The organism is Streptomyces sp. NPDC048258 (assembly GCF_043201995.1).
In the GTDB taxonomy this organism is placed as follows: Bacteria; Actinomycetota; Actinomycetes; order Streptomycetales; family Streptomycetaceae; genus Streptomyces.
The window spans coordinates 33,760-40,420 of the sequence record NZ_JBICZH010000035.1; the positions used below are offsets into that span (position 1 = coordinate 33,760).

The 6,661-nt window shown below is 69.0% G+C and carries 8 protein-coding genes; 3 read left to right on the forward strand and 5 right to left on the reverse strand.

Annotated elements, in window-relative coordinates; all coding sequences use genetic code 11:
- Nucleotides 1-72: 72 nt before the first annotated feature.
- Nucleotides 73-618 carry a hypothetical protein gene (locus ACGFYQ_RS39270; RefSeq protein WP_393751725.1) on the reverse strand — a complete coding sequence of 182 codons (546 nt, stop codon included), beginning with the start codon at nucleotides 616-618 and terminating at the stop codon, nucleotides 73-75.
- A 708-nt stretch (nucleotides 619-1,326) separates the two neighbouring features.
- Here ACGFYQ_RS39270 and ACGFYQ_RS39275 point away from each other — a divergent pair.
- Together ACGFYQ_RS39275 and ACGFYQ_RS39280 are read left to right on the forward strand one after the other, a co-directional pair.
- A complete protein-coding gene (locus ACGFYQ_RS39275) occupies nucleotides 1,327-2,196 on the forward strand; it encodes an IS5 family transposase (protein WP_393751726.1) in 870 nt (289 codons plus the stop codon).
- Nucleotides 2,197-2,269: 73 nt separating this feature from the next.
- Nucleotides 2,270-2,566: a hypothetical protein gene (locus tag ACGFYQ_RS39280; protein WP_393751728.1), complete on the forward strand. Its 297-nt coding sequence runs from the start codon at nucleotides 2,270-2,272 to the stop codon at nucleotides 2,564-2,566.
- 50 nt (nucleotides 2,567-2,616) lie between these two features.
- Here ACGFYQ_RS39280 and ACGFYQ_RS39285 read toward each other — a convergent pair whose 3' ends face one another.
- The 4 genes from ACGFYQ_RS39285 to ACGFYQ_RS39300 all read right to left on the reverse strand — a co-directional run bounded on the left by ACGFYQ_RS39285 (nucleotide 2,617) and on the right by ACGFYQ_RS39300 (nucleotide 6,139).
- Complete coding sequence (locus ACGFYQ_RS39285) at nucleotides 2,617-3,105, reverse strand: DUF3618 domain-containing protein (protein WP_393751730.1); 489 nt, start codon at nucleotides 3,103-3,105, stop codon at nucleotides 2,617-2,619.
- Nucleotides 3,102-3,515, reverse strand: coding sequence for a phage holin family protein (locus ACGFYQ_RS39290; protein WP_393751732.1), 414 nt, complete (start codon nucleotides 3,513-3,515; stop codon nucleotides 3,102-3,104). Before ACGFYQ_RS39290 ends, ACGFYQ_RS39285 begins: the two co-directional genes overlap by 4 nt.
- A gap of 396 nt (nucleotides 3,516-3,911) precedes the next feature.
- A complete protein-coding gene (locus ACGFYQ_RS39295; protein ID WP_393751734.1) occupies nucleotides 3,912-4,958 on the reverse strand; it encodes a YihY/virulence factor BrkB family protein in 1,047 nt (348 codons plus the stop codon).
- A gap of 182 nt (nucleotides 4,959-5,140) precedes the next feature.
- Nucleotides 5,141-6,139, reverse strand: a complete 999-nt coding sequence (locus ACGFYQ_RS39300) for a magnesium and cobalt transport protein CorA (protein ID WP_393751736.1) — start codon at nucleotides 6,137-6,139, stop codon at nucleotides 5,141-5,143.
- 129 nt (nucleotides 6,140-6,268) lie between these two features.
- Here ACGFYQ_RS39300 and ACGFYQ_RS39305 point away from each other — a divergent pair.
- Nucleotides 6,269-6,661, forward strand: a 393-nt coding sequence (locus ACGFYQ_RS39305) for a DUF1622 domain-containing protein (protein WP_393751737.1), incomplete at its 3' end; no start/stop codon positions are given.

Here is a 6,661-nt window from a genome sequence, read left to right on the forward strand (position 1 = left end):
GACGGCAAAACGACGCCTCACACACCCAGTGCAAACAACCGACGCCACACACTGAGCAACACCCGTCGCCCATCAGCCAACCGCACTCGCATCGGCGCCGAATTTCTTCATGCACTCGTCTTCGGAGCTCAGCAGAGTGATCACGCCGCCGTCCAGGGCGGTCCGGTATTCCGCGAGCGTGGTCCAGCCGCGCTGCTTGAGTGTCACCTGTGCTTGGTTGATCACCCCGTCCTTCACGTCCTTGCGGTCCGTCCGTTTCCCGGACTGCTCCCAGTCACGCTTGCGCAGCTCGCGCACCACCGCATCGAAGCGGGCGACGTCGACTGGGGTCGTCTCGGTCCCGAATCCCTTGAACGCGACGCCGCACGATCTCGGCGAGCCGGCCGGAGCGTCCTCATTCATACCCGCGTATTCCGGTACGTTCGCCGGAATGCCCGCGGCCGCGGCCGCGGTGTCGAGGTCCGTGCGCGCGACCTCCCTCGTGAGCGGCCCGGTGCCGCTGGGCCGGGGCGACATCGGGGCGACCTCCCCCTCGGTACCGGCGTCGCCCGTACCGCAGCCCGCAGCTCCAAGCGCGATGACCGCTATCGCCACAGCGGCCCACTTCGTCCTGCGCACAGGTGTCCCCTCCCATGTCACGGGGGCCGTGCGCCCCGCGATCAAGGGAGGAGTGCGTCACGGCGTACCGACGATCGACACCGGACCCCTCCAGTGGGAGTCCAGCGTGCGGTCGTCGGCGCATCCCACGCTGGCGCGGTGATCCGGACATAATCGTCCGCAACGCGGGCCAGCCACAGGCCGATGCTACGCTGCCGCACCCGGCGTCCACGAGGAGCGGGTCCGGCCGCATCCGCAGGCGCGCGGACAGCACGGACCGGGCCCGGCCGGCCCCGGAGGCGGGCGGGGTGGCACACCGGTAACGGACAAACCCGGCGGTAGGCCACGGTGTGGCGTACGCGCCACCGGAACGGGGCTTGGTCCCCGGAGCGGGGGCGCCCGTCAGGGCCAGCTGCCTCCCGCAGCAGCACGGCCGCCGGGGAGGTGGCCTTCGCCCCTGCGCGCGGAACTCCTGCGCGCCGTTGCCAGCACGCAGCGGCCTCCACGGCCTCCACGAGCGCGACTCCGGGTGGTAGTGACTCTGACTGCTAGTGGGTAGGGTCGCTGTCAAGGCTCCTCCGCACTCTCCGTGTCTGGTCGATAGTAGGAAGGGTTGAGATGAAGCCACGCCTGCTTGAAGGCGGCGCCTGCGATCACACCGCTGAGGGCGCCTAGGCCGTGTTTTAGATCGGGGTTCCGGCCCGCGCCTTGCGCCGTGATGATCATGGTGTGGGGCGTGGGGATCTTTCTGATGAGCAGTGGTCGGTACTGGAGTCGTTGCTGCCTGCGGCAGGCGTGAGCCGCAGGTCCGAGAATCGGCGGCGGTTGATCAATGGAGTTCGGTGGCGGGTTCGGACGGGTGTTCCGTGGCGTGATCTGCCGCGCGAGTACGGGCCTTGGCAGACCGTTTACGGGCTCTTTCGCCGCTGGCAGCGCGAGGGTGTGTGGGCCAGGATTCTCACCTTGCTGCAGGCGAGGGCTGATGCGGCCGGGCTGATCACGTGGGACGTGAACGTCGACTCCACGGTCTGCCGGGCGCATCAGCACGCGGCTGGTGCCCGCCGGGACGGGGCCGGGCAGAAGGAGCCCCCGGGAGGTATCGGGACCGAACCGGAGGATCACGGGCTGGGCCGGTCGCGGGGCGGGTTCTCCACGAAGATCCACCTGGCCTGCGAGCAGGGCCAGAAGCCGCTGTCGTTGCTGGTCACGGCAGGTCAGCGGGGTGACAGTCCGCAGTTCGAGCCGGTCCTCGAAGCGATCCGGGTGCCCAAGGCCGGCGGCGGTCGTCCCAGACGCAGGCCACTGCGGGTGCGTGGTGACAAGGCGTACTCCTCTCGCGCCAACCGTGCTTACCTGCGCAGACGCGGGATCCGCTGCACCATCGCCGAGCCGGCCGACCAGGTCCGCAACCGCAAGCGCCGCGGCCGAGCCGGTGGCCGACCGCCGGCCTTCGACCGGGAGGACTACAAGGCCCGCCACGCGGTCGAGTGCGGGATCAGCCGCCTCAAGCAGCACCGGGCCGTCGCGACCCGCTATGACAAGCTCGCCGTCCGGTTCGAGGCGGCCGTCCAGATCGCGGCGATCCACCAGTGGCTGTGAGCCGGAGGCCTGCCGATACGGCCGTGCCATGCTGATCACGGCATTGGGCAGCACATCTTCGGGAAGGGCATCGATGGCCGCCAGGTACTACTGCGCTGACAGCGAGAACGGCGACCACGTCGACGACCCGTCCGAGGACGCTCTGTTCATGCTGATCGACGACCTGAACGACTCGGACAACACGTTCGTCGTGATCCAGCCCGACCAGGACGACCCCGTCTGGTTTGCCTCCGTCGCCGTCCTGGACGAAGGCGGATACGAGGTCGTCCGCCGCGACACCACCCGCCGCGAACACGACGTGACCGTCGAGACCAGCAACGACCGCATCGCGGGCGACCTCACCAAGTGGCTGGCCGCCCGCGCTACCTAAAACACGACCTAGGGCCAGCCCGACGGGCTTGTAGGCGATCTTGGATGCCTTCATCGGCGACGTCCCCGGCTACGGCGGACCAGCAGGAGGACGACTACGGCGGCTCCGACCGCGAGGAGCGGGGTGCGGTTGGCGCGTGCAGCCGTCGCTGCCTGGCCGGCCTTCTCTAGGAGCGGGTCGGGCGTCTTGTCCGCCGCGTACTGGCTCGCCTTGGCCGCACTCTCCCGTACCTGTGCTGCGGCCTGCGCGGTCTTCTCCAAGAGCGGGTCGGGGGTCTTGTCCTTCACCAGCTGGGCGGCGTGCCCCGCCTTCTCGCGGATCTGGTCGGAGACCAGCGCTGCCTTCTCGGCGGCCTGGCCCTTGACGGCGGCCGTCTTCTCCTTGGCCTGGGCCTTGATATCGGCCTTCGCGGCGAGGGCCTCGACGGTCTGGCCGAGCTCGTCGCGGGTGCGCTCGATCTGATCGCGCAGTTCCGCGGAGCCGGGGCTGCCGGGGCTCGGGGCGGGGGTGCCGATGTTGGTTCGGGCGTCGTCGTTCATCGGTGTGTCTTCTCCTTGATCTCGGCCAGGTCGGCCTTGACGCTGTCGATGGTCTGCTCGGGAGCCGGGGTACCGGCCTGGGCGATCTGCTTCTTTCCGGCCAGCGCAGTCCCGCCCGCCACGATCCCCAGGACCGCGGTGATGATGAGGGCGGACACCCAAACCGGCAGAACCAGCGCGAGAGCGGCGATACAGGTTGCCGTCAGAGCCTGGAGTGCCAGGAGGGCGATGATTCCCGTGGCGCCGAAGAGGCCGCCGCCCTTCCCGTAGCGCTTGCCCTTCTGGGTCATCTCCGCCCGAGCCAGCTGCATCTCCTCGCGCACCAGCTCGGAAATCTGCTGCGAGGCGCGTGAAACCAGGACGCCCACCGAGTCGTCGGCGGCGTGGGGCTGCCGCTCTACTGTGCCCATGATGGGGACACCTTGCCTTTCTTCAACCTGCTGGAACGGGCGACACGTCGGTCAGGTGCTCTGCTCAGCACTGCCTGTGGTGTCCTGCGATGGGAGCGTCGGTGTTGTGCTTGACCGCGTCGATGCCGTCCAGACACGAGCGGGGTGTCGGGTCTCGTAGTGCTGACGGCACCTCCTCGTTGAGATGGTCATGTCGTCGTCACGGCGCGACTACCCCGCAACCGCGCCGTCACCCGCGCGGCAACCAGCGTTGTACGAAAGGTGGCTCGACAGCAGCCCGGGGGCCGACCTCATACGGCCATGGTGTGCTGGGCCGCGCCCTCGGTCGGCGGCCGCAAGCGACGCCGGAACGTCCATGCCGTGCTGGCCTCGCGGCGAGCGCCGTTCACTCGTGAGTCAGTGCTCCATCCGGCGGCGGTCGCCATCGTTCCAGGCACGGGTGTCGCGGGGCTCGACGTAGGGTTCCTCGTCCTCGGGCAGTCCGCCGGCGATCGCGCGCTGACGGGCCATTTCCGCATCGAACTCCAGCCCGAGGAGGATCGCGAGGTTGGTGATCCACAGCCACACGAGGAAGATGATCACGCCGGCGAGGGTGCCGTAGGTCTTGTTGTAGGAAGCGAAGTTCGCAACGTAGAACGCGAAGCCTGCCGAGGCGGCCATCCAGATCGCCAGCGCCAGGAGGCTGCCCGGCGTCACCCACTTGAAGCCGCGGCCCTTCGCGTTCGGCGCGGCCCAGTAGAGAATCGCGATCATGATGGTGACGAGGAGGACCAGCACCGGCCACTTCGCGATCGACCACACGGTCAGGGCGGTGTCCCCGATCCCCAGGGCGGTACCCGCCTGCCTCGCCAGGGAGCCGGAGAAGACGACGATGAGCGCGCTGGCGCAGGCCAGGACCATCAGCGTGACGGTGAGAGCTAGGCGCAGCGGGAGGACCCTCCACACGGGGCGGCCTTCGGGCATGTCGTAGACGGCGTTCGAGGCGCGGATGAACGCGGCGATGTAGCCGGATGCCGACCACACGGCGACGACGAGGCCGACGACAGCCAGGAGCGATCCGACTCCGGAGTGGCCCTGGAGTTGCTGCACCGCGTCACTGACCACGTCCCGCGCCGAGCCGGGTGCCAGTTTCTGCAGGTTGTCCAGGACCTGCTTCGTCGCGGACTCCCCCGCAATGCCCAGCAGGGACACCAGCACGAGAAGGGCGGGGAAGAGAGCGAGGACTCCGTAGTAGGTCAGCGCTGCGGCCCGGTCGGCGAGCTCGTCGTCCTTGAACTCCTTCACGGTGCCGCGCAGCACGGCCTTCCACGACCGCCTGGGCAGCTCGGTGAGCTGGTCGGGTGCCCGCTCCTCCACCTGCGGATCCGGTCCCACCGTGCTCTCACGGCCGGTGTCCCCGCGCTCATCGTCCTCACCTGTGCCTGGCTTCGGTGTGCGTGTCATACCCTGCGACTTTCCACCGCGGCGCCACTCATGTCCGCGATGGCACGCGAGAACCCGGACCTTGCCCACAGGGGCGCCTGGATTGCCCCACGTCTCGGCGGTGGCCGGCGGCCGCCCCTGCCCGCGACGCGACGCCAGGGCAGGGAGCCAGCGGCGGCCAAGGCGGCCCCCGGTGCCGGCTTCTACAGCCAGCCGTTGCGGCGGAAGGCACGGTAGAGGGCGCCTGCCGCGAGCGCCATGAGTCCGACGGCGAGCGGGTAGCCGTAGGTCCAGCCGAGTTCCGGCATGTGCTCGAAGTTCATTCCGTAGACGCCGGCAACCATCGTGGGGATCGCGAAGATCGCCGCCCACGCGGAGATGCGTCGCATATCGTCGTTCTGCCAGGTGCCCACGCGGGCCTGCTGCGCGCCGAGGACCGAGTCCAGCAGTTCGTCCAGGGTCCGCACCTCGATGTCCGTGCGGTGCAGGTGATCGGCGACGTCACGGATGTACGGGGCGATCTTCGGCTGGTGGTCCTCCTCGCGCGGGCCGCCGCTCAGGAGGCCTTGGACCACCGGTACGAGCGGCTGCACGGCATCACGGAACTCGCGTACCTCCCGCTTGAGGGAGTAGATGCTCTCGGTGTGGTCGACACGGGAAGTCGAGAACACCTCGTCCTCGAGCCGGTTGAGCGTGGCGCGCACCCTTCGGGCGGCGTCGCTGTACGCGTCGACGGCGACGTCCAGCACGGCGTGCAGCACAGCCCAGGGGCCTTGGCACAGCATGTCCGGAGCGGCGCCCAGCCTACGGGCGGCCTCGGTGCAGGGATCGATCGTTCCGTGGCTCACGGTGAGAACGCTGCGGTGTCCTACGAAGATCATGATGTCGCCGGTCTCCACCGCCGTTTCTTCTTCCACATACCGGAGAGCCTTCAGCGCTACGGCCAGGACGTCGCCGAAGCGCTCGCGCTTCGGACGCTGTCGTCCATGGAGCGCGTCCTCGACGGCCAACGGGTGCAGGCCCAGTTCCTCGGCCAGCTGGACCAGTTCACCTTCCGAGGGGGCTGCCAGCCGGACCCAGGCAAACTCGCCTTCGGCCAAGTCCCGCAGCCGCTTGAGGGCAGACTGACAGGCGTCGTCCGGCAGCTCGCACTCCACATGCTCCGACCGGCCCGAGCCCTGGTCGTATATGACACATTCCATCTCCCCCGCATGCTTCACCAGCCCCATTTTCATGCGCCCGCAGCCGGCTCTCATCCTGCGTCCGCCGTGTGGCGGGAGACACCGGAGCCGGCTCGTGTAGGCGCGCAGACGCGGGTAACGAGCAACCCCATGAACGCGTCGAGTGAACTGGTGTCCGAGTCCGGAGTGCGAGAGCTGATCGGGTGGCTGGTGCACGTCATCGAGGCGGGCGGCGCACTGATCATCTTCGCGGGCGCCGTATGGGCCTTCGCCCGGTTCGCCACGACCGGCCTGCGCAGGCGCTCCCTCATCGGCGAATTCAACAAGATCCGCCTCAGCCTGGGCCGCTTCCTCGTCCTGGGACTGGAATTCCAGCTGGCGGGCGACGTCCTGCGCACGGCGGTCGCCCCCAGCTTCACCGAGATCGGCCAGATGGCGGCCATCGCCGTATGCAGGGTCCTGGGCGTCTCCCGCTCCGGTTACTACCGGCACCAGGCCAGTGCCGGGGCCCGCGCCGAGCGAGCCGCCGAGGAAGCGCGGACG

Bases quoted from the DNA above. Each gene is read 5' to 3' on its own strand.
- ACGFYQ_RS39290 (WP_393751732.1), bottom strand. From the start codon at position 3,515: ATGGGCACAGTAGAGCGGCAGCCCCACGCCGCCGACGACTCGGTGGGC.
- ACGFYQ_RS39285 (WP_393751730.1), bottom strand. From the start codon at position 3,105: ATGAACGACGACGCCCGAACCAACATCGGCACCCCCGCCCCGAGCCCC.
- ACGFYQ_RS39280 (WP_393751728.1), top strand. From the start codon at position 2,270: ATGGCCGCCAGGTACTACTGCGCTGACAGCGAGAACGGCGACCACGTC.
- ACGFYQ_RS39300 (WP_393751736.1), bottom strand. From the start codon at position 6,139: ATGGAATGTGTCATATACGACCAGGGCTCGGGCCGGTCGGAGCATGTG.
- ACGFYQ_RS39295 (WP_393751734.1), bottom strand. From the start codon at position 4,958: ATGACACGCACACCGAAGCCAGGCACAGGTGAGGACGATGAGCGCGGG.